Origin of the sequence: Pseudoalteromonas sp. TAE56 (assembly GCF_000497955.1) — a bacterium.
Lineage (GTDB): Bacteria > Pseudomonadota > Gammaproteobacteria > Enterobacterales > Alteromonadaceae > Pseudoalteromonas.
The window spans coordinates 47,717-69,767 of the sequence record NZ_AUTN01000062.1 but is presented as its reverse complement, the minus strand read 5'-3'; the positions used below and the strand labels follow the sequence as shown (position 1 = coordinate 69,767).

Sequence of the window (22,051 nt, the reverse complement as noted above, 5' to 3'; positions counted from 1 at the left end):
AAAAAACCGCCAAAATGGCGGTTTTTTTAGAAGTTAGCGATTAGTGAGTTTTTTCAAACTCATCAACTTCACGCTCTGCTTCTTCTTTAGATTTACCATACTGCTGCTGGATTTTACCCACTAGCTCTGTACGGCTACCTTCAATTTTATCTAAATCGTCGTCAGTAAGATCGCCCCATTTTTGCTGAGCCTTACCTTTAAGTTCGTTCCAATTACCTTTCATACGATCGCTGTTCATAAGTTTCTCCTTACTTAGATTTAATTAACGTTCAGTATAAAAGGAGCAAGGCGTATACCAATAAGTTAAATTTTTATTTTGCATTTATAATCATGGTGTTATGTTTTTATTGGGGCAGTAATAATTAATTTTTTGAGCACATCCTTAAAAAATGTACAGAGCGGTCTGTAATTATTTCTGATTATGTAACCCTTAATTAAATCCTTTATAACCACATAGCTTTAGCGGCGCGTTTATTTTTGGTTTTTGTTACAATGCACACAAAGCAATTTTGGGTAAATAGCTGTGCTGCCGGTTCAAGACATATATCAACAACTCGTTACTACATTACAAAGTAATCCTATTACGTTATTACAAGCACCGCCTGGTGCGGGTAAATCTACGTGGTTGCCGCTACAACTAATGCGTGACGGGCATTTTAAACGTATTGTAATGCTAGAGCCTCGCCGTTTAGCTGCACGTAATATTGCAAGTTACTTAGCAAAGTGCCAAAACGAGAGTGTTGGGCAAAGTGTGGGTTTGCGGATTAGGGGCGAGAGTAAAGCAAGCGCTAATACGCGCCTCGAAATAGTCACCGAAGGCATGTTAACGCGCATGTTGCAAAACGACCCCGAATTAAGCGATATTGATTTACTGATATTTGATGAATTTCATGAGCGTTCAATTGCAGCCGATACCTCACTTGCCTTTGCGCTCGAGACCCAAAGTGCGCTGCGTGAAGATTTAACCATTATGCTTATGTCGGCAACTCTTGATACTGAGCGTTATACAGCGTTTTTTGACTGCCCTGTAATTCAATCAAGCGGTCGCAGCTACCCAATAGACGAAATATACATACCCATAAAAGATGAAAGCCGCTGGCTTGATGCAATTCCTAACATAATAAAACAAGCACTTAATGAGCAAACAGGCAGCGCATTGGTATTTTTACCTGGGCAATTTGAAATACTACGCGTGCAACAAGCACTGAGCGATTTACCCAGTAACTGCCAAGTTGCAACACTATTTGGCGAGCAAGATAAAGCCAATCAGCAAACTGCTATTGCTCCTGCACCAAACGGCATGCGCAAAGTAGTGCTTACCACCAATGTAGCCGAAACCAGTTTAACTATTGAAGGCATACGCATTGTAATTGACAGCGGCAAGCGCCGTGCAGCGACCTTTAATTTAAAAACAGGAGTTACAGAGCTCACAACACAAAGCATATCGCGCTCGTCTGCTGTGCAGCGTGCAGGGCGTGCAGGACGAATAGAGCCGGGCATTGTTTATCGAATTGGCTCAAAGCAAACCTTCGAGCGACGTAATAGTCACGACAATCCCGAAATACTCACATCAGACATAAGCCAGCTTATGCTTGAGGCAAAGCAGTGGGGAGCCAGTATTGATGAGCTAACCTTGCTCGATAAGCCCACTGAACAACAATGTGAGCAAGCAAGTAACCTGCTTAACATGCTAGAAGCTATTGATAGCAAAGGTAAGCTCACACCGCTTGGCAGTAAAATGTTAGGTTTTGGTGCTGATATTCGTTTGGCGCATATGCTATTAAAAGCACAAATACTTGATGACCAACTCCCTGGTATTTTTAGGCTCGCTATTTATTTAGTGGCATTACTTGAGAGCCGAGTAAATAGTGCAAACGAGTTGAGCTTAGCGCTGCATAGCCAGCAGCAACGTCCGCATCCGGTATTTAAACAACAGTTAAAATATTGGCAAAGCCGCTTAAAAGTAAAAGACGAAAACAGCGAATTAAATACGCATTATATAAGTTTGCTGGTGGCATTGGCATACCCCGATCGCATCGCTAAAAAACGTGGTAATGGTTATTTACTTGCCAATGGTGCTGGTGCTGAGTTAAATGCCGATTACTGGCACAACGACGATTACTTAGCTATAGCAACCATGGGCGGGCACAAAGGTGGGCGTATATTTGCAGCCACCGCGCTTAACCCATTTGAGTTACAAGAATTTTTACCGCATTTATTTAGTGAACTTACTCGTTGTGAGTTTGATGAAAAATCAGCGCGCTTTATTCACCAAGATGAAGTAAAGCTCGGGGCTATAACGCTCAGCAGCCAGCCTAGTAAACAAAAACTAGATAAGAGCGAGCGTGCTAAAGCGTGGCTTAACTTATTTGCTAAACACGGTTTTGCATTATTTAACGAGCAACCTGATGCGCAACAATTGCTGATACGTATGAGCCTAGCAAGTAATTTAATGCCCGATAAATTCCCGCAAATAAACGAGCAACAACTTATTCAAAATGCAGCGCAGTGGCTAGGCGTGTTTTTAGAAGATATTAAAACGCTCACGCAGCTTAAAAAGTTTAACTACTTTGAAGCATTACAAAACTGCTTTGATTGGCAACAACAAACCACGTTAAAAGCTTTGTTACCTTTGCGCTTAACGGTGCCCAGTGGCTCAAATGTAAAAATAGAATACCAACTTGATGGCCCCGCAAAGCTAAGCGTGCGTATGCAAGAAGTTTACGGCTTGACCAGTACGCCTATGCTTGCCAACGGTAGATTGCCATTGCTTATGGAGCTGCTATCGCCAGGTAAACGTTCATTGCAACTTACTCAAGATTTAGCCCACTTTTGGGCTAGCAGTTACCGCGATGTGCAAAAGGAAATGAAAGGCCGCTACCCTAAACATTTTTGGCCAGACGACCCAGCCAACAGCGTTGCAACAAATAGAGTAAAGAGCAAAATGTAATTTGCCGTATTTTATAACTTTATTTACTTTAAATAGTGTGTTTTTATATTAAAAACAATAAGGAATGTTAAAAATGAAAATTATATTTGCTGCTTTACTTTTACTCTCATCGGGTGTCAGTGCTAACAATTACCAAGAAGAAGTTGATAAATTTTTTGAATTGTACTCTGATGAAAAAATAAGCGATGCTGTTGATTCCATTTACGCAAGTAATAAATATGTATCGTCGATACCTGACCAGGTAAAACAGATAAAAACACAGCTATCCTCACTTGATGATCTTGTTGGTGAAATTAATTTCATTAATAAGGTTTCTGATTATAAAGTTGGGGAGCTTTTTGTTCATGTAACCTACCTAGTAACCTACGATAGGCAGCCTATTCGTTTTGAATTTCAATTTTTTAAAGTGAAAGAAGGTTGGAGAATTTATTCAATGTCTTTTGATGACAATATCGATGAAGATATAAAAGAACTAGCAAGAAAAGCTGCGCTAAAAAATTAATGTATTAATAAATTTAGTCGTTTTAGTAAAAATACTTCTTTAGAAAGAATCGTTATGAAGTGCAAGCTAAGCTTTCTATTAATTATATTTCTTAGCCTTTTAGCCCGTGCCGATGATATTGGCAATCAGCATATTCCGTATCAACCGGATGACTCACGTACTCCTGATGGCAAAGAGCAGATGCGCAAAGGTATGAGTTTTTACTTAGGTGCGCACACGTTGTTTGAAAGCACACTGCTTAATACATTTGTGTTTAACAATACAGGCTTTGCTATTCGTTATAAGAGTCATGCAAAGGGCATTCACCCACAAAGTAAGCAGCCAATAGAATACACCTCCACAATGATGGAAGTAATAGAAGTTGAAAACGGTAAAGTGGCGATGATCCGCAAGTATCACGAATAACAAATAAGGATATATATGAAACATTTACTTATCGCACTATCAATATTAATGCTTAGTGCATGCGCTAGTACAAAAAGTGATTTTAGATTTGATGGTTCTACACCTGAGTCAACTCAGGCCGGAGTTAATAAAGTTTTAAAGACATTAAAATCTCAAGATGTAATGCGCTTTATAGGCGCCTTAATTACAATTCAATTTTCTGATGTGCAAAGCGCAGAAGATGTTTTAGGCGACCCAACCATGATGAATGAAATGAATTATTTTATTATTGGTAAAAAAATTGATGGCTTAAATTATTATGAAGTACTGGATCTTGCGAGTACATCTTCATCGAAAGTGGAAGTTTCGGTAGCGAAATAGTTTCAGCTTTTTGCATTACATTAAATGTGTAATACCAATTCGCAATAATACTTAATCATTTTGCGGGGCTAGACGTCTCGCTACCTGCGTTAAAAAATTCTCATTTAGAACAACTAAATAGCTAATTTTTTGCCTAGCTATCAACACGTTTTTCCGCCCTCACAATAGACTACTTAATTAAGCGAATTGGTATAATTTTATGTCTATATTAAATATATTATTGAAAGTGCTAACGTTTTAACGCTATAAAACTTAATAGTAAGCTTTGTTTATACCTGCTCATGAATTTATACTACGCTTTAGTAAGAAGCTAATTATTATAATTTAGATGAAGAAGTCTAAAACATAAAACGTAAGCTACTTTGACTTAATTCTACACGATTAGATAGAGACTATGACATTAAGATTTTTTGTAATAATAGGTACTTTGATTTTAATGTGCTTTGTAACAGGTTTATTAGTTGGGTACCGCTATTTTTTTAGCCTGCCGACTATAAACACTAGTATTGAAGATTATCAAAATCGTGAATTGCTGAGTCTTAAAATTGCGCTTGATAGAGAGTTTATATTTTTAGAAACACTCAATTATGACTACGCCGTATGGGATGACACCTATGATTATATGGCTGATTTTGACGCAGAATATGTAGATTCAAACTTTGTAGGGGATACCTTCTATTCTCTCAAAATTGATGGTGTGTTTATCTACGATGTAAACTTTAATATGGTTTACGGACAAGCGTATGATTATATGAAGCATACGGAGTTTGATGCGCCTGATTTAGATTTACAGGTTAATAAATTAAACCGCGCAATTATTCCTAATCCAAAAGCCTCTGAAGACGACAACAGTTTAAGCCATTCTGGTTTTTTACAAACAGCGGGCGGCCCTATCATGTTTGCATCGCATGTAATAAAGCGAACAGATAAAACAGGTGAGCCTGTTGGTAGTATTGTTTTTATAAAAAAAGTAAGACCGTCGTTGATCAAATCCTTAGCGGAAATTGCACAAGTGGAGCTTAGCTATTCACAAATAGAACACGGTAGTTCTTTAAACGATATTGCGACGCTTAAAGGGAGCCTCCAAGAAGAGGACATTGCCACTCAAAGGAAGAGGGTGATTCTAGATGTAAATGGTAAGCCATTGCTTGCTTTGAACATTAAGCACCATCACCAAACACTGCCAGTTTTATTTGATCATTATTTAAAGCTAATTTTGTTAATGTTTTTTGCAATGTCATTATTAGGTTTTTATATTGTAAATCGTTATTTTATTGAACCGCTTATTAGTGGTGCGTCCGCTATTAATTCAATGTTGGTTAAAAACGATTTACAGCCTTTGAGGTTCACTAATCAATTTTTAGAAATGCGCGTTTTAATTAGCGGTTTTAATGCGTTAATTAAACAAGTAAAAGAGCAAAATTCTAAGCTCGAAAAAATAAGTAAAATTGATGGGTTAACCCAAATTTACAACAGGCGTGCCTTTGATGAAATTATAGCGGCTCAGTGGAAGCAGGCTCAACAGCAACAAAATGCCTTTGGAGTAATATTACTTGACGTAGATCACTTTAAAAATTATAACGATTTTTATGGTCACCAAGGCGGAGACAACGCTTTACAGCTCCTAGCTGGTAAATTACAACAAATGGCAAAGCAAAACACAGGAACAGTTGCGCGCTATGGCGGCGAAGAGTTCATATTATTCTTTAAAGAGCTTTCTTATGAAGAGTTTGTAGATATATCTCAGCAATTGCTTTTGGCGGTTCGGGAGTTAAATTTACCTCATGAAGCGTCGCCTATACGTAAATATTTAACAATTAGTGCTGGGTGTGTATTTGCTACAAAAGAAACCTTAAGTGGTAATAATGTGTCTATCCAATCACTAATTAAAGAAGCCGACATAATGCTCTACGAAGCGAAAAACTCAGGTAGAGATAAAACATCAATCAAATCTGTATAATTTAAGTCAATTATTAAAGATGCATCAGCTGTTTTTTATTATAAAACGCTTAAACCTCTTTCCCGCCATGGCTCTGTGCTAGGTCATCAAGTTCGGCGCAAGTGTAATCAAAACCACTTTCGTCGTATTCGTATGTCACTTTTACACTATCGCCGCCATTAAAAAGTCGTGTTTTTACATCGTTAACCGGCCAGTCTTTGAGCTCGTGTAAAAATCGGTTAGCAACTTGTGATGATTCAAAACAATAGCGAATTTCTGTTTTCATAAATAATAAAGCTCTGGCTGTTTACCCCAGCTGCTAGCGCATTATTAATGGGGCGTTCATGATTCGGTTACAAAAAATAAAGAGTTAAATTGTAAATTTTGTGTTTCAATAAATGCATTAAACTCGGTACACACTAACGTACTTTAATTAACAAATGATGACGACTTTACATGCATTATAAATTTGCTCTTATCGCAAGCTCGGTTTTTATACTAAGCGCTTGCGGTAGTTCAGGCTCCGATGATACGCCAAGCGTTAACGGAAATAAAATCCCCATTTTGTCAGTCGCTGATATTCCTAGTGAATTAAGTAAAGGCCAAACAATTGAGCTAACAGCAACAGCCAGTGATAAAGACGGCACTATTACATCTGTTGTGTGGCAACAAACGCAAGGGCCTGAACTAATTAGTGGGCCTTTAAAGGCAACAACTACTTCAGTAACACTGCTAAATGCGCAAAGTTATAAGCCTGTTGATTATGCTTTTTCGGTAACAGCAACCGATAACGAAGGGGCAAGCAGTGTAAAAACGCTAAGCTTTACTGCACGTAATAATATGGATGACATTAGCGCCGCACGGTTACTACACCAAGCAACAATGGGACCTAAGCTTAGTGAAATACAAAACGCACAAGGTTTAAGCGAGCAGCAATGGCTTGATAAACAAATAGCGCTACCTATTAATTATCACCGTGATTATTTAGTAAAGTTAAATGACGATGATGACTTTAAATACATAAGCCGCATAGACGCATGGTGGAAGGCAGTAATGCAAAGTGACGATCAACTTCGTCAACGTGTTGCATTTGCGTTAAGTGAAATATTAGTAGTGTCGGATGAAAACAGTGCCTTAAGAGGCCAACCTGAGGGCATGATCACTTATTACGATTTGCTACTAAAGCATGCCTTTGGTAATTATCGTGACTTACTCGAAGATGTCACGCTTTCGCCTATTATGGGAACTTACTTAAGCCATTTGGGTAACGAAAAAGCAGACGATGCACTTAATATTCGCCCAGATGAAAATTACGCACGTGAAGTAATGCAGTTATTTACTATTGGCCTTGAAGAGCTAAATCTAGATGGCAGCGCCAAGCTTGATGCACAAGGTAATACTATTGCTACTTACGGACAGGTCGAAATAGAGGGTTTTGCACGCGTATTTACTGGTTGGACGTTTGCCGATAGTGAAACATTTAAGCGTAAAAGTCGTGACTATATTAAACCAATGGAAGCATTTGACGAGTACCATTCTAGTAAACAAAAAACCTTACTAAATGGCGAGGTTATACCACAAGGTTATACAGCAGAAGAGTCATTGCAAATAGCGCTCGATAATTTATTTAACCATCAAAATGTTGCGCCATATATTACTAAGCAACTTATTCAGCGATTAATTACGTCAAATCCAACCCCCCAATACGTTGAACGAGTAGCTAATGTATTTATTGATAATGGCGCCGGTGTACGCGGCGATTTAGCGGCTGTAGTAAAGGCTATATATTTAGATGATGAAGCACGGCATTTTGGCTCAGTGCTTAACTATCAAGGTAAAATTAAAGAGCCTATTTTAAAAACCGTACAGTTTTGGCGAAATCTCGATGCTAAATCTTTGGCTGGTTACTATAAAACATGGAATTTAATAAATAGCTACGGGCAAGGACCCATGCAGTCGGCTTCGGTATTTAACTTTTTTAGGCCTGATTATCAAACCGCAGCTTTGCGAAATGAAGGTATTGTTGCGCCAGAGTTACAAATAGCAAACGATGCGACACTGATTGGCACCATGAACGCGCTTTACGCAAGTTTAGTGTGGAGTACCGCTGAAGCACACAGTGATTTAAATTCAAATGGTATTTATGTTTATATTCAAGACGACATGAATGTTTTAGAGAAAAACGGTGTTAGCGCGCTATTAACTCAGTACAACACGTTATATTTTGCAGGCGCAATGAGCAGTGGCACACGCCAAGCATTACTTGATTTAGATGCCTACTTTAATGAAGAGCAATACCGTGAACGGGTTTCGTATTTATTATATATGATTGCTATTTCACCTGAATTTAACGTGCAGTATTAGGAGCGCATAATGAGCATTAATAGAAGAGAGTTTTTGTCGTTATGTGTAAAAGGCAGCGTATCGGCTGNAACGAGCCTGCAATTACAAGCATTAACTGGAGCGACTAATGCCGTTGAGCTAGGTGATTATAAAGCATTAGTGTGTGTGTATTTATACGGGGGGAATGATTCGTTAAATATGCTCGTTCCGCTTGAAGGCGAGCAACGGAGTTTGTACAAGCAAAGCAGGCAAAACCTAGCGGTAGAGAGCCCACTTGAGCTAAGCATTAAAAGCCAGTTTGCAGGTGGCGTAGGTATTCATCCTTCACTTGAACCGATACAAAATGTGTTTGAATCTCAAAATTTAGCATTTATAGGCGGGGTAGGTACTTTACTCGCTCCCACAACATTGAATGACTATAAAAATAAAACAATAGGTTTGCCTAAGCATTTGTTTTCGCATAACGATCAGCAAGCTGCGTGGATGTATGGTCGAGAAAAACAATCACTTAATAGCGGGTGGGGCGCACGACTTTTAGAGCGTTTAGAGTTACAAGATGAGTTTGCAGCTAATGTATCACTCGACGGTACTAATTTATGGCAAACGGGAAGTGCTAGCAATGCATTTGCGCTTAACAAAAGCGGCATTAGTAGTATTAACGCGTTTGGAGGGTATCAACCTCGTAGCGAGCACGTAACCGCTATTATGAACCGCTTACTAGGCAATACGAGCCATCCGTTAAGTACAGCTTATGCCAATGGCTTAACAAGTGCGATAAATAACACTCAAGCAATGAACAGCGCGTTAGAAAGCGCGCCTGCACTTATTACCCCATTTAGCGATAATAGCCTTAGTGAGCAATTTGCCGCAGTCGCTAAAACAATTAGCGTACAGGCAAAGTTGAGTACTCAACGCCAAGTGTTTTTTGTTTCTATGGGGGGGTATGATACCCACGACAACCAATTAACAACGCACCCTGCTTTATTAAATACGTTAGCTCAAGGGTTAAGTGAATTTGATAGTGCGATGAAAGAGCTTGATATGGCTGATAAAGTGACTACGTTTACTATGTCTGATTTTGGTCGCACGTTGACCTCAAATGGCGATGGCACTGACCATGGTTGGGCAGGGAACCAAATAGTAATGGGCGGCGCAGTAAAAGGCGGCAATATATATGGCGAGCTATTAACTCAACATTTGGATGGGCCACAAGATACCGGTGGCGGGCGTTTAATTCCTAGTGTTGCTAATGAGCAGTACTTTGCCACATTGGCTCAGTGGTTTGGTGTGCCAAGCTCTGAGCTTGTTGATATTTTTCCAAACTTGAGTAACTTTGATCACACAACATTGGACTTTTTTGTGTAATTAGTCGCTAATAGTAATCTAAAAGCGCTTGTTAGTAGTATAAGCTACTGTTTAATAGTGCTTAATTGTTTTAATAATAAAAAATCACACAATATAGGAATCATAAAATGAAAGTTTTAGTGAGCTTAGTTAGTCTAATCGCCTTTTTACTCGTCATACTGCCGGGGCCTTTGTATAAATTTGGTATTGTAGAGCTAGGAACTGCGTTTGCTGGTTTTAAATTTGGTGTTTACGCTGGTGGCGCTGCATTGGTGCTACTTATAGTACAAGCGTTATTTATGCGTAAAACGTTAACGCTAAGCAGTGGTGTTATTGCGCTTGTGTTTTCGGTTGTGGCTATTGCTATGCCACTTAACATGATGAACAAAGCTAAAAGCGTACCGGCAATTCATGATATTTCAACAGATTTAGTTAACCCACCAAAATTTGTAGCAATTGCGCCACTTCGTGCTGAAGCACCAAATCCAGTAGAGTACGCGGGTGAAGAAACGGCAGTACAACAACGCAAAGCATACCCTGAACTGGCAACGTTAAGCTTTGCACAATCTAAAGCCGATTTGATGGCAGCAAGCGAACAAGCAGTTAAAAATCTTGGCTTTGCAGTGGTAAGTGCAAATACGGCTACAGGTATTGTAGAAGCTACTGATACAACCACATGGTTTGGTTTTAAAGACGATGTGGTAATTCGTATTAAAGATGAAGGCAGCCAGCGTTTTGTTGATATTCGTAGTAAATCGCGAGTAGGGCGTAGTGATTTAGGAAAAAATGCAGAGCGCATTCATTCAATTATTAATGAACTAAACAGCTTACTTGCAAAATAATTAAATTTAGCGCCCTAGTACTAACGATTGAGCCCAAACACTGTTTGGGCTTTTTTGTGCCTATTTTATATTGTCAGGTTCTATTCACGGGCTATGGACTATGCTGTTGATGATTTAAATTTTTAACCACTATGGAGTTATTATGAAAACAGTAGGATATGCAGCAAAAAGCCAAGGTTCTGAATTGACAGAGTTTTCTTTTGAGCGCCGCGATTTGCGAAATAACGATGTAGAAATTGAAATTTTATACTGTGGTGTGTGCCATTCAGATTTACACGCCGTACGAAATGATTGGGGTGGCAGTGACTACCCGCTAGTACCTGGGCACGAAATTGTTGGTAAAGTTATGTCGGTAGGTAGCGACGTTAAAAAATATAAGCAAGGCGACACAGTTGCTGTGGGTTGTATGGTTGATTCGTGCCAAAGTTGCGATCAATGTGATAACGACGAAGAGCAATTTTGCCGCGAAGGCATGGTTGGTACGTACGCAGGCAAAGACCGCGTTAGTGGTGAAATGACCCAAGGTGGATATTCTAAGCATGTTGTTGTACGCGAAGAATTTGTACTTTCTGTACCAGAAAATTTAGACCTTTCACGCGTTGCACCGCTACTTTGTGCAGGTATTACTACGTATTCGCCACTTCATAAGTGGGGCGTAAAAAAAGGTAGCCGTGTTGGTGTTGTTGGTCTAGGTGGTCTTGGTCACATGGCCGTTAAAAATGCAGTTGCAATGGGTGCAAGCGTTACGGTAATTGGCCGTAGTGAGTCTAAAAAAGATGATGCGGTTAAATTAGGCGCTCAGCACTATTTAGTGTCATCTAATGATGACGAAATGAAAGACTCGCAATCTGCCTTTGACGTCATTATAGATACAGTCCCTGTAAAACATGATTTATCTATTTACACACCGCTACTTGATGTAGATGGTACATTAGTTATTGTTGGCCAAGTTGGTCCAGTGGATGAGCTAAGCACGGTGCCATTATTAATGGGTCGCCGTCGTATTGCAGGCTCACTTATTGGTGGTATTGCACAGACGCAACAAATGCTCGACTTTTGTGGTGAAAATAACGTGCTACCTGAGTGCGAAATGATCAACATTGACGAAATTAACACGGCATACGAGCGTATGGAAAAGTCAGACGTACGATACCGCTTTGTTATTGATATGGCATCGTTAAACGCTTAATTTACTAGGTAAATTAAAAATAAAAGAGCCGCTAATTAGCGGCTCTTTTTGTATTTTAAATTAACTCGAACTCAGTTAATTAGTAGCTTGCGCTGTTGGTTGCTGTTTGTTTAGTTGTAAGTAACTTAATAGCCACATACCCAAACCACCTAAAAACAATGCAGCTGCTACGTAACCTGTTTGATTAGGTGCAGCACCTTGCGCTATTGCTATTCCGCCAACCCAAGGACCTATAGCATTGGCAGTATTAAATGCGCACTGTACTAAGGCACCAATCATAGCGTGGCCTTCGGGCGCAACGTCCATTAAAAGCGTTTGAATCAGCGTAGCCAAGCCCACACTGCAACCAATAAAGAAGATCACCGCGTAAAGAGCCCAAATATTATGGCTTGCCGTTACATATGCAAAGGCAAATACAATAGTACATACAAGCGCAAGGCCAGTCGTTTTAATTGCTGATTTATCGGCAGCTTTACCCAGTACATAGTTACCGAGTGTACAACCGATACCAAACATTACCATTGCGATAGAAATAGTATACGGAGCTGTTTTTGTTACCACTAATATGGTGTCGGCAATGTAAGTATAAATACAAAACACTCCGCCAAAGCCAATAATTACAATACCCAAAATGGACCAAACCAGTTTATTTTTAAGTACGCCAAACTCGTTTAGTAAGTTAGAAGGCTTAGCGTTATCGATACTAGGCACTACTTTATAAACAAAAACAAAAGCAATAAAGGCCAGTACTGCAGCGCCAGCTAAACAATAACGCCAACTTAAATTTTGACCTACAAGTGTAACTATAGGCACGCCAACAATAGTAGCCACAGTTAAACCCATAAACACCTTAGACATAAAGCTTGCACGCTTACCTTTTGGGGCAATATCTGATGCTAATAAAATAGCAGCACCAAAATATGCACCATGAGGTAAGCCACTTAAAAATCTAAATATTACAAGCTGCTCAAGCGACGTTGCCATCGCGCTTAACCCGTTTGAGATAAACATTAAGCTTATAAAAATGAGCAATGCTTTGCGCTTTCTCATATTAGCAGTAGTGAGCATTAAAATAGGGGCGCCAACTACAACACCAATGGCGTAAGCACTAATTGCGTAACCACTTTGTGAGGGCGTTGAGCCAAATGTTTCGCTAATTAGTGGCAGCATAGGCATCATCGAAAACTCAGATAATCCTAAAATAAATGTGCCAAGTGCTAATACGAGTAAAATAGCGGTTCTGTTAAGTTGACTAGATGCCGACGTTACATCTGATGTCATAGATGATCCCTTAAGATTTAATTTTAAAAGTGAAACAGCACAATAAATTCTGAATAGAAAATATTATATGTATGCTTAAATTTTGGTGTGAGAGGGTAGTCTGTGAGAGTGCTATTTTAAGTTAAAAAAAGTACAGAGTCATGCATAAATTAGTGTTTTTGTTAGGTTTTTGAAATGTTAATTAGAAGAAAATACTACTTAAAATTTATAAAATAAAAAAACTATTTATAAAGCATGCATCTATAAGGTGTTAAATATTCGCCGAAAGGTTATTTAGAGCTTATATTTACAGTATAGTTACATATTTGTTTAACGTTATTCTGCTAATGTTTTTACTAATTTACTCCTTAAGGTTTTTATATGTTTGGTATTTCTAAAAGAAACGCAAAAATTGAAGAAATGGAGCTTCAATTAATTCAAAAACAGTCTATCTTGTCGGCAATTAACAAGCATGTGGCTTATATAGAGTTTACACCTGAAGGAATAATATTAGACGCAAATCAGTTATTTCTAGCTACTGTTGGTTACAACAAAGAGCAAATAATTGGCAAACATCATCGCATGTTTTGCGAACCTGAATATGCAAAGTCAGACGAATATAGCCAATTTTGGCAAGCATTAAAAACCGGAGATTCTAAATCAGGATCGTTTTTAAGATACAAAGCTAATGGCGATAAGCTTTGGCTTGAGGCAACTTACTTTCCTGTAGAAGAGCATGGCGTAGTCACTAAAGTGATTAAAATAGCCTCTGATATTACGACTAGTTACATACAACGAAAGGCACAAGAAGCGATAGCTAGTGCACTCGATAAAGCATTGGCTACAATAGAGTTTACCCCACAAGGTAATATTTTAAGCGCAAATCAAAACTTTTTAGCGACAGTAGGCTACAGCTTAAAAGATATTGTAGGTAAACATCATAAAATGTTTTGTACTGAAGTGTTTTATGAGAAAAACCCACACTTTTGGAATGAATTAGCGCAGGGGCAGTTTAAGTCAGGAAAATTTAAACGTATTGCCGCCGACGGCTCAGAAATTTGGCTAGAAGCTACTTATAACCCAATATTAGATAGCAAAGGTAATGTAATTAAAATAATTAAGTTTGCATCAAATATTACTGATCGTATACACAATAATAATGCAGTGACTGAAGCCGCTGCAATCNCGGCGGTAGCTACAGCGCAAACCGCTAAAAAAGGTTCTGAGATACTACAAAGTTCTGTTGCAAACTCAGATGCCATTGTAAGCCAAGTTCTTAAGTCAGTTGATTTAATTAAAAATCTTAATGAACAATCAGCTGTAATAGGCTCCATTGTTTCTACAATCAGCAGCATTGCTGATCAAACTAATTTACTTGCACTCAATGCTGCTATTGAAGCTGCACGTGCTGGTGAATACGGTCGAGGTTTTGCTGTAGTAGCTGACGAAGTAAGGCAACTTGCAGCCAGTACGAGTAGTTCAACTAATGAAATAGCGACCGTTGTTAAAAATAACCAAGAGCTCACTAATGATATATCAAGGCAAATTACGTCGGTTTCAGACTCTTCAGAGCAAGGCCGAGAGCTTATTGCGAATGTATCTGAGGTTATTAAAGAGATTGAGCGAGGGGCTGATATTGTTTCTCAAACAGTCGCTGAGTTAAATACTTAATTTATTATATGACCTTTTAGATTAAACACGCCTAACAACATTCAAAATTGATAAAGTGCGACAATATGTCGCGCTTTTGCTTTTGCAGTTCACACTATAATTACGCCAATTATTACAGTGGCATAAATTAACAATGGTTTATAAAAGCAAAACTCAAAAAACTTACTTACTTTCCCCTGTCGCACTTTTTATTAGCGGTGTGCTATCTACTTTTGCATTTGCCGACGATACGTCTTTAGAAGTAATTGAAGTACACGGACATGCTCAAAATAAGCACTTAGCACTTGGTTCGTCAGAATCGTTATTAAGTGATTTAGGTGTCGACTTTTCAGCTGCGGGCGGCGTATCTAACCTACCTATTTTAAATGGTTTAATGGGCGACAGAGTTAAAGTGTTAATTGATGGCGCAGATGTAACCGCTGCATGCGCTAATCATATGAACCCGCCACTTTCGTATATCTCGGCTAATCAAATTACGTCTTATAATGTGGTTGCAGGCGTGTCGCCAGTGAGTGCGGGCGGCGATAATATTGCTGGCGTAATAAGCGTTAATTCTATTTCACCACAGTATAGCGATAGCAATGAATTAGGTTGGCACTCAGGTTATGTGTCAGCAAAGTACAGTAGTGTTGATAACGGACGTAAGCTTGGCGTAGGTGCACGTTTAGCAAGTGACAAGTTTAGTCTTAATTACCAGGGGTCGTTTAGTGATGCAGGTAGTTATGAAGACGGTAACGGCGATGTAGTGTTAGATACATTGTATCGAGCACAAAATCATAGTTTAACCGCAGCTATGCGCGATGATAAACAGCAATTAGTTATAAAGCTAACGCATCAAAAAATCCCATATCAGGGATTTGCAAATCAGTATATGGATATGACCGATAACACCAGCTACGGTGCAATAGCTCAATACAAACGCTCCTTTGAAAACAGCGAGCTTGAAGGGCAAGTCAACTGGCATAGCGTAAAGCACGAAATGGGTTTTTTCAGTGAAGAAAAAACAGGCATGATGCCAATGAAAACTGATGCACAAGATATAAGTTCGCAGTTAAAATGGCGTATTGCGCTAGATAAAAACAGCAGTATTTTACTCGGCCAAGAATATTACAATTACAGCGTTGATGATTGGTGGCCAGGTATTGAAGGCTCAACCATGATGGGACCAAACGATTACGTAAATATAAATAATGGCAAACGAGAGCGCATAGCAGCATTTGCTGAATATGAGAACCCAATAAATACAAAACTGTGGTTAAACGCAGGCGTACGTATTGAAAGTATTAATACCCAAGTAGGTGAGGTTCAGCCTTACAACGACGGTATGAGCATGATGGATATGGACGATATGAGCAGTATGGATACTATGACCATGAGCGATACGTCTACAGATAATACAGTTGCTGCACAGAACTTTAATGCTGGCGACAGAGATAAAACCGACACTATAGTTGATGCTAACTTATTAATTAACTACCAAATAACAAATTATGATGAGCTGCAATTTGGTCTTGCCCGTAAAAACCGCGCGCCTAATTTATACGAGCGATACAGCTGGGGCGTAAGTAATATGGCAACCACCATGATTGGTTGGTATGGCGATGGTAATGGCTATATTGGTAACCCTGATTTAGACGTTGAAACAGCGCATACTTTAAGTGCTACTTATATTAAATCGGCTAAAGATGACCGTTGGCGATTAAGCACCAATGTTTGGTATACCGATGTGAATGATTATATTGATGCTGATATTGTAAGAAGCTTCAATAGTTATGACTTGGACAACACTGCGCGTAACATTTTGCAGTTTACTAATGTAGATGCCATTTTATATGGTGCTAAAATAGATTTAACAGCCAATATTTATGAATCTAAGGATTTAGGTAACTGGCAGTTACACGCTAATGTTACTAATACGAGAGGCAAGCGCGACGATACTAACCAGCCGCTTTATCAAATTAAACCACTGCAAACCCAGCTAGGTATTAGCCAGCAAATAGGTCGGTTTGAAAACGCATTATCTTGGCAGTGGGTAGATACTAAAAGCCGTGTAAATAATAATCGTTTTGAAAACCAAACAGACAGCTACAGCTTGGTTAATTTAAGCTCAAAAGCCACATGGGATTCATTAACGCTAAGCGCAGAAGTGAGTAACGTGTTTGATGAGTACTACCAACTCCCACTAGGCGGCGTAAGTATTGCAGCACTTAAACAAGATAGCAGCAACGGGTTTGAACAACTTGCTGGGCAGGGGCGTTCATTTAATGTAAGCATTAGTTACGCGTTTTAACTAAATTAAATTTTAAAATAAAGTAAAAGCCATAACTGTGTTATGGCTTTTTTCATACGCTTTAATATGTAAGCCGTAAACTTATTTTTATGAAATATTTGTACGCAAAAAGCGTTCTATTAAGCACGCTTGTACTAATTTTACAGCGTTATTTTAAGGCAATGCAGTAAAAAGCAGTAACTTGTTCATCACCCAATGATTAGGAAATACAGTGTTTAAGCAATTTAAAAATAAAGTGATGGGTGCGCCAACAGCTATGGCCGGTTTAGCTTTGGGTATTGCCAGTATGGGGGGGACATGGGAAAACGTTTTTAATTTAAACTCCCAAGGGCAATTTTTGGGAGCGGTATTAGCTGGCGTATTAGTTTTACTTTTGGCTGCTAAGTTTTTACTACACCCTCATTTATTAAAAGCCGATTTAGCACACCCAGTTGCAGGAAGTGTGATCCCTACATTTGCAATGGCTAATCTTGTTATTTCAAACTCAATTGGGCAATTTAACCCATTGGCTGGTGATATTATGTGGGTTTTAGCTTTTGTGCTGCATCTCACATTTTTGGTGAGCTTTTTATACCAGCGAGCAAAAAAGTTTAACTTTGAGGATATGGCGCCCAGCTGGTTTGTGCCACCAGTAGGGATAATTATTGCAGATGTTACTTTTTCGGGAAATCCGACATTAGCGTGGTTAGCTTATAGTGCGCTGGTTATTGGTATATCAACGTACGCGATAATGCTGCCAATTATGTTTTATCGTTTTTTATTAGCCTTAAAAAGTGACTACGAAATACAGCCAACACTTGCCATTTTAGCTGCGCCTGCCAGTTTAACATTAGCGGGGTATTTTCATATTGTAGCTAATCCATCACTTGTTATAGTGGGGGCATTATTTATATTAGCGATAATAAAAACACTGATTGTTTATGTGTTATTTATAAAGTTATTAAGCAGACCTTTTACGCCGAGCTACGCTGCTTTTACATTTCCAATGGTTATTGGGGCAACTGCATTATTTAAAATGGCTGATTGGATGCAAAGTATAAACCTCGCAATGCCATATGTAGATACAGTTAATTACTTAGCCACGTTTGAACTTATAGTTGCCACGACAGTGGTATGTTATGTAAGTGGTCGCTACTTTTGCCACTTTAAATTATCAAAGCAACAGGTAACATAAAGCTACTCTTGGGTTGCCTGTGGCTCATTACTTTCTTGTTCAGCTAGTTTTTCGCGCTCAGCTTTTGATACATAAGACGGTTTGTTGCTTTTATGCAATTTAGCGTTAGTGCGTTTATCTTTTTTTTGAAATTTAGTGACGATTTTTTTACGACGGTTCACAATTAAATACCCTGTTAATTTTAAGTCGCGCATTATACAGTCATCCTCATAAAAGCTGCTATATAAATATTTAACATGAACTCTGGGCAAGAGATTTACTTGGCCTATTGCAAGTAAGTTCAACGCAGTTAGCGCTGAAAATAGCTGCTTGAGATAGATTTATTATCCAGAGTTCCGGTTATTTACCTTAAGTTACCTGTGTGTTTGGCGTAAAGAGCTATAAGTAGGCACTTCATAGCGTTATAATTACCGCTCTTAGTTATTAATTAAATGGGAATTGTTTTGAAAAAGTTAGCTTTAGCCAGTATTGCTTTATTTGCATTTGGCGCTCATGCGCAGTTAAATAAAAATATTGATAGCGTTGCCGATTACGCAGTAAATACCTACCAAAATGCTCAAATACACACACTAACTAACTTAGTGGCTTTTCCGACGGTTAATAAAAGCGACATTAGCACTCCTCAAAATCCCGATTTTATTGGCTTTAAAGCACTTTTAAAAATGAAAGCCGCAGAGCTTGGTTTTGACTACCAAGATTTAGGCTACACCGTATTAATTGGTATGGGCGAGCAAAGCGAAAAAGTAACGGTAGTAACCCACGGCGACGTGCAACCTGCTAATGCAAGCAAATGGAAACAAAGCCCTTTTATTATTGATACATCTGAACCGGGTAAATTAGTTGGTCGTGGTACTGAGGACGACAAAGGTGCAATAGCAACAGCGCTTTACGCCATGAAAGCAATTAAAGATAAAGGCATAGAGCTTGATAACCGCATAGAGCTGATGATTTACCTAGCTGAGGAATCTGACTGGGGCCCATTGACCGAGTTCATGAAAACTTACGATCAACCAAAGTATGCCGTAACCATTGATGCATCATACCCTGTAGTGGTTGCCGAGAAAGGCTGGAGCTTAATTGCACCTACTTTTAATGCAACATCACCACAAACGGGTTTATATGTAAAGGATGTAACTGGTGGTGCGTTTAGAAGTCAAATTCCAGAAGATGCCAGCTTAGTGCTTCACAATGCAGACGCGGCACTTATTAATACATTAAAAGCAAAAGCTAAAACATTAAATAAAGTTGAATTTAACTTTAGTGAAAAAAGTAATGGCTTAGCAATAAGCGTTAAAGGTATGTCGGCGCATTCATCTGAGCCGGAGTCGGGTATAAATGCTATTGCTTATTTAGCTGAGTTATTTAAAGGTGTGGAGCTTGAAAATAACAGTGACGGCGAGCTAATCGACTTTGTGAATCAGTTAATTGGTTTAGACATTCACGGTAAACAATTTGGCGAAATAGCTTACAAGCACGACTTTATGGGCCCAATGACAGTGGCACCAACCGTTATTGAGCGCGATGGTAATGCGCTAACACTTGCTGTAAATGCACGTCGTCCAATGGGTAAAGATGAAGCTGTATTACAAAAGCAAATTGATGATGCACTCGCTAATTGGCAAGCTACTAACAATGTAACACTTGCTAACATAGAAACAATTATTGGCACACCTATGCTACTTGATGGCGCGCCACATGCGCAAAAGCTGCTTGATATTTTCAAGCATTTTACGGGCGACGAAAAAGCTGACTTTGTATCAATAGGTGGTGGCACTAACGCAAAGCTGTTTGATAATGCGGTATCGTTTGGCCCTTCAATGCCGGGTAAGCGCTACACAGGTCACTCAGAGCATGAATTTATGACACTTGAGCAACTTGAACTGAATTTACGTATGTACACAGCAATGATGATAGAGCTTGGTAATATGTAGTTATAGTTGTTTAGTAAAAGCCGCCTTGGTTAACTGAGCAGACCCAGCAAGGCGGCTTTTTTTGTGTTTATTAAAACTGGGCTACAAAGCTAAGGTTGTATACATCGTAGTTATCATTATCAGTGTAATTAGCTGTGAAGTAGTAGCTATCATTAATAAAGTACTTACCTTCAATAACTAAATCAGAGTCGTTTGAGCCAATACCGACTGCAACATGTTTATTGAAGTAATAGTTTGCGAGCACATTAAAAACTGAGTCGTCGCCAACATCTAGATAGTCAACATTTACAGCAAAATAGCTGTCATCATAAAGATGGGCAAAGTAACGTGATGATAGGTCCCACGACTCTGTTTCATCATCTGTTTCAACAGTAAAACCAATGTAGTCGGTGTCGTTAATTTCATGATTATACTGAGCTTTAAACAAATAAACTGTATCGCTATATTCATAATCTAACATACGTACAGATACTTTTAGTGAATCAGCAAATAAGTAACCTAAACCTAGTGAATAGTTGTCGGCATCACCAATATTAGGTAGTTCAAAAGTTGCAAAAGCATTGCCGTAAAAACCTTCTCCAAAAATACCTTTTCCACTATAACCATCTGAATTAAAATAATTTAAGCCTATATTGCTATCTGTATCTAAGTAGCCAAAATCATCCCACACACCTGAATTTTGCTGCTTCTCAAAGTAATAGTGAGTTGATAACCCGTACACATCATCGTTGTAATAATCAGAATCAATTTTTGCGTAGTTTATAGAGTTAAACCATTGTTTTGATTCTGACTGCTCAGCGTTTACAGACGCTGTGCAGCTAAGTGTGAGTAAAGTGAGTGGCATTAAAAAGCGCATAAGTATCCCTTCTTATAATTGAGTAAACTTGTTACTAAAATGGGTATTATATTAATGCAGTTTTATAAGGAAATTAAATAATTGTAATAAAGTGTTTGCATATTGTAGGTTTTCCTAATTAAAAACGTAGGTTACCTCAGGCAAGTTTTCGAAGCTTGGTTTGGCAAATAAATACCCTTGCATAAGCTCAACACCTGCGTTTTTTAGCCACTTATATTCTTCTACTGTTTCAATTCCTTCAGCCAGTGCGGTAATGTTTAAGTCGCGAAACATATTTAAGCAATGAGTTACTATTAATTGGCGTTTTTTATCGTTGTTAATATTGCGTATGAGCGCCATATCAAGCTTGATAATATCTGTTTGAAAGTCAGCCAGTAGATTTAAACCAGAATAACCTGCACCAAAGTCATCGGTAGCCGTTTTAAATCCGAGAGACTGGTAGTAATCAACAACGCGTTTAATGTGTGCGGTGTCTTCTATTTTTTCTACTTCAGTAAATTCAAACATAATATTTTGAATAGGAAAGTTATACTTTTTTGCAGCTTCTAGTGTGGTGCGTATACATCGTTCTGGTTTATAAATAGCATTAGGTAAAAAATTAATACTTAGCATTGATGTTATGCCCAGCTTTGCGGCTAGTTGAATGGCTTTAATACGGCAAAGCTGATCAAATGCATAGCGGTTGTCTTCATTCACTTTTGAAATAATTGAATAAGCAGACTCGCCATTTAAACCTCTAACCAATGCTTCATAGCCATAAATTAGGCGAGTTTTACAGTTTATAATCGGTTGAAAAGCCATAGAAAAATCAAATTCAAGATCGTTGGCGTCAGCACAATTACTACATGTCACTTTTTCACAATCTTTTGATTTTTCGATCACTTAGTTCACCCTCTGATGTTTATTTTTAAAGTTAGTTGAGGGTAGATCCTAACACAAATAGATTAAAGTATTAGTTTATATTTTTTTTAACATAATAAGTGATTGTTTATATG

Annotated in this window: 18 protein-coding genes and 1 pseudogene; 13 read left to right on the top strand and 6 right to left on the bottom strand. The window is 38.6% G+C overall.

The window, feature by feature from the left end; all coding sequences use genetic code 11:
• Positions 1-40 precede the first annotated feature (40 nt).
• The gene (locus L656_RS0103960; RefSeq protein ID WP_002958133.1) at positions 41-238 is read right to left on the bottom strand and encodes a CsbD family protein; all 198 of its coding nucleotides are present in this window, start codon (positions 236-238) and stop codon (positions 41-43) included.
• A gap of 285 nt (positions 239-523) precedes the next feature.
• Here L656_RS0103960 and hrpB point away from each other — a divergent pair, with 285 nt between their 5' ends.
• From hrpB to L656_RS0103935, 5 genes and pseudogenes are all read left to right on the top strand, one after another.
• Positions 524-2,950 (top strand): ATP-dependent helicase HrpB, encoded by a 2,427-nt coding sequence (hrpB, locus tag L656_RS0103955; protein WP_024596003.1) that lies wholly within the window; start codon positions 524-526, stop codon positions 2,948-2,950.
• A gap of 73 nt (positions 2,951-3,023) precedes the next feature.
• Positions 3,024-3,452, top strand: a complete 429-nt coding sequence (locus tag L656_RS0103950) for a hypothetical protein (protein ID WP_024593532.1) — start codon at positions 3,024-3,026, stop codon at positions 3,450-3,452.
• 87 nt (positions 3,453-3,539) lie between these two features.
• Positions 3,540-3,857 (top strand): annotated as a pseudogene (locus tag L656_RS01000000121880) (nuclear transport factor 2 family protein); the annotation flags it as partial.
• 15 nt (positions 3,858-3,872) lie between these two features.
• Complete coding sequence (locus tag L656_RS0103940; RefSeq protein ID WP_024596005.1) at positions 3,873-4,217, top strand: hypothetical protein; 345 nt, start codon at positions 3,873-3,875, stop codon at positions 4,215-4,217.
• Positions 4,218-4,611: 394 nt separating this feature from the next.
• Positions 4,612-6,177, top strand: a complete 1,566-nt coding sequence (locus L656_RS0103935) for a diguanylate cyclase domain-containing protein (RefSeq protein ID WP_240915887.1) — start codon at positions 4,612-4,614, stop codon at positions 6,175-6,177.
• A 49-nt stretch (positions 6,178-6,226) separates the two neighbouring features.
• Here the strand turns inward: L656_RS0103935 and L656_RS0103930 are convergent, their stop codons facing one another.
• Positions 6,227-6,442, bottom strand: coding sequence for a hypothetical protein (locus L656_RS0103930; RefSeq protein ID WP_002958138.1), 216 nt, complete (start codon positions 6,440-6,442; stop codon positions 6,227-6,229).
• Positions 6,443-6,612: 170 nt separating this feature from the next.
• On the opposite strand from L656_RS0103930, the gene L656_RS0103925 reads away from it, so the two are divergent.
• From L656_RS0103925 to L656_RS0103910, 4 genes are all read left to right on the top strand, one after another.
• A complete protein-coding gene (locus L656_RS0103925) occupies positions 6,613-8,520 on the top strand; it encodes a DUF1800 domain-containing protein (RefSeq protein ID WP_024598264.1) in 1,908 nt (635 codons plus the stop codon).
• Positions 8,521-8,529: 9 nt separating this feature from the next.
• Positions 8,530-9,864: a DUF1501 domain-containing protein gene (locus L656_RS0103920; RefSeq protein ID WP_024598263.1), complete on the top strand. Its 1,335-nt coding sequence runs from the start codon at positions 8,530-8,532 to the stop codon at positions 9,862-9,864.
• Between the two features lie 107 nt (positions 9,865-9,971).
• Positions 9,972-10,685, top strand: a complete 714-nt coding sequence (locus L656_RS0103915) for a DUF1499 domain-containing protein (protein ID WP_024596009.1) — start codon at positions 9,972-9,974, stop codon at positions 10,683-10,685.
• A gap of 142 nt (positions 10,686-10,827) precedes the next feature.
• Complete coding sequence (locus L656_RS0103910) at positions 10,828-11,874, top strand: NAD(P)-dependent alcohol dehydrogenase (RefSeq protein ID WP_002958143.1); 1,047 nt, start codon at positions 10,828-10,830, stop codon at positions 11,872-11,874.
• 75 nt (positions 11,875-11,949) lie between these two features.
• On the opposite strand, the gene L656_RS0103905 is transcribed toward L656_RS0103910, so the two are convergent.
• Positions 11,950-13,155 (bottom strand): MFS transporter, encoded by a 1,206-nt coding sequence (locus L656_RS0103905; protein ID WP_024598262.1) that lies wholly within the window; start codon positions 13,153-13,155, stop codon positions 11,950-11,952.
• A 360-nt stretch (positions 13,156-13,515) separates the two neighbouring features.
• Here L656_RS0103905 and L656_RS0103900 point away from each other — a divergent pair, with 360 nt between their 5' ends.
• The 3 genes from L656_RS0103900 (at position 13,516) to L656_RS0103890 (ending at position 18,269) form a co-directional block, all read left to right on the top strand.
• Complete coding sequence (locus L656_RS0103900) at positions 13,516-14,805, top strand: methyl-accepting chemotaxis protein (protein WP_024598261.1); 1,290 nt, start codon at positions 13,516-13,518, stop codon at positions 14,803-14,805.
• A 133-nt stretch (positions 14,806-14,938) separates the two neighbouring features.
• Positions 14,939-17,095 carry a TonB-dependent receptor gene (locus tag L656_RS0103895; RefSeq protein WP_024598260.1) on the top strand — a complete coding sequence of 719 codons (2,157 nt, stop codon included), beginning with the start codon at positions 14,939-14,941 and terminating at the stop codon, positions 17,093-17,095.
• 211 nt (positions 17,096-17,306) lie between these two features.
• Positions 17,307-18,269, top strand: coding sequence for a TDT family transporter (locus tag L656_RS0103890; protein ID WP_024598259.1), 963 nt, complete (start codon positions 17,307-17,309; stop codon positions 18,267-18,269).
• A 2-nt stretch (positions 18,270-18,271) separates the two neighbouring features.
• Here L656_RS0103890 and L656_RS0103885 read toward each other — a convergent pair whose 3' ends face one another.
• Positions 18,272-18,463: a DUF2986 domain-containing protein gene (locus L656_RS0103885; protein WP_024597023.1), complete on the bottom strand. Its 192-nt coding sequence runs from the start codon at positions 18,461-18,463 to the stop codon at positions 18,272-18,274.
• 249 nt (positions 18,464-18,712) lie between these two features.
• Between L656_RS0103885 and L656_RS0103880 the strand changes: the two genes are divergently transcribed.
• Complete coding sequence (locus tag L656_RS0103880) at positions 18,713-20,200, top strand: dipeptidase (RefSeq protein ID WP_024597024.1); 1,488 nt, start codon at positions 18,713-18,715, stop codon at positions 20,198-20,200.
• A gap of 70 nt (positions 20,201-20,270) precedes the next feature.
• On the opposite strand, the gene L656_RS0103875 is transcribed toward L656_RS0103880, so the two are convergent.
• Together L656_RS0103875 and L656_RS0103870 are read right to left on the bottom strand one after the other, a co-directional pair.
• The gene (locus L656_RS0103875) at positions 20,271-21,056 is read right to left on the bottom strand and encodes a putative porin (protein ID WP_024597025.1); all 786 of its coding nucleotides are present in this window, start codon (positions 21,054-21,056) and stop codon (positions 20,271-20,273) included.
• A gap of 114 nt (positions 21,057-21,170) precedes the next feature.
• Entirely contained in the window at positions 21,171-21,938 is a 768-nt protein-coding gene (locus tag L656_RS0103870) for an EAL domain-containing protein (protein ID WP_024598258.1), read from the bottom strand.
• Positions 21,939-22,051: the final 113 nt, after the last annotated feature.

Bases quoted from the DNA above. Each gene is read 5' to 3' on its own strand.
- L656_RS0103960 (WP_002958133.1), bottom strand. From the start codon at position 238: ATGAACAGCGATCGTATGAAAGGTAATTGGAACGAACTTAAAGGTAAG.
- L656_RS0103950 (WP_024593532.1), top strand. From the start codon at position 3,024: ATGAAAATTATATTTGCTGCTTTACTTTTACTCTCATCGGGTGTCAGT.
- L656_RS0103940 (WP_024596005.1), top strand. From the start codon at position 3,873: ATGAAACATTTACTTATCGCACTATCAATATTAATGCTTAGTGCATGC.
- L656_RS0103935 (WP_240915887.1), top strand. From the start codon at position 4,612: ATGACATTAAGATTTTTTGTAATAATAGGTACTTTGATTTTAATGTGC.
- L656_RS0103930 (WP_002958138.1), bottom strand. From the start codon at position 6,442: ATGAAAACAGAAATTCGCTATTGTTTTGAATCATCACAAGTTGCTAAC.
- L656_RS0103925 (WP_024598264.1), top strand. From the start codon at position 6,613: ATGCATTATAAATTTGCTCTTATCGCAAGCTCGGTTTTTATACTAAGC.
- L656_RS0103915 (WP_024596009.1), top strand. From the start codon at position 9,972: ATGAAAGTTTTAGTGAGCTTAGTTAGTCTAATCGCCTTTTTACTCGTC.
- L656_RS0103910 (WP_002958143.1), top strand. From the start codon at position 10,828: ATGAAAACAGTAGGATATGCAGCAAAAAGCCAAGGTTCTGAATTGACA.
- L656_RS0103905 (WP_024598262.1), bottom strand. From the start codon at position 13,155: ATGACATCAGATGTAACGTCGGCATCTAGTCAACTTAACAGAACCGCT.
- L656_RS0103895 (WP_024598260.1), top strand. From the start codon at position 14,939: ATGGTTTATAAAAGCAAAACTCAAAAAACTTACTTACTTTCCCCTGTC.
- L656_RS0103885 (WP_024597023.1), bottom strand. From the start codon at position 18,463: ATGCGCGACTTAAAATTAACAGGGTATTTAATTGTGAACCGTCGTAAA.
- L656_RS0103875 (WP_024597025.1), bottom strand. From the start codon at position 21,056: ATGCGCTTTTTAATGCCACTCACTTTACTCACACTTAGCTGCACAGCG.